The following is a 545-nucleotide window of genomic DNA, read 5'->3' on the forward strand; positions in this document are numbered from 1 at the left end:
GAAGCGTTGTTCCATCCATTCGTTTTTGACTGCCCGCAGGAAGTCCGAGCGATAGACGGACAAGACACCCGACGCACAGAGCGCGGCCCCCATCACCGACTGCGCCGCGCGCTCCACCATGAAGGCGTTGCGGTAGCGGGCATCGATCAACCGGCTCAGCCAGTTGTCGTCGCGATTGAGCGCCTTGATGTTGGCGGTGACGGCCGCTGTCCGGTCATCCATGCGCGCGAGAAGGTTGGCCAATGCCGCCGGTTCCAGAACCGTATCGGAGTCCAGCAATGCGGCATAGGACGAGACCATATGGTCGAAGGCGACACCCAGAGCGTGGCGTTTGCCGGTGTTCTCTTCGCGCCGAATCACCAGCACAGTAGGCTCATCGCGAAAAATGTCCTCCAGGTGCCTGGACGTCTCCGCCGACCGCGAACCGTCATCCACGGCAATGACGCGACCGACCTGCACACCATCTTGCGCCAGTACGCTTCCGATACTGGCTTCGATCAACGCCGGATCTTCATTGAAAAAGGCGATAGCCACGTCGATTGAGA

General features: G+C 60.6%; 1 protein-coding gene. It reads right to left on the minus strand.

What is annotated here, in order from left to right:
• Window positions 1-545: glycosyltransferase family 2 protein (locus tag C5748_RS27450; RefSeq protein WP_146119659.1), on the minus strand; the 545-nt coding region annotated here is incomplete at both ends.

Origin of the sequence: Phyllobacterium phragmitis (genome assembly GCF_002980495.1) — a bacterium.
GTDB lineage: Bacteria > Pseudomonadota > Alphaproteobacteria > Rhizobiales > Rhizobiaceae > Paramesorhizobium > Paramesorhizobium phragmitis.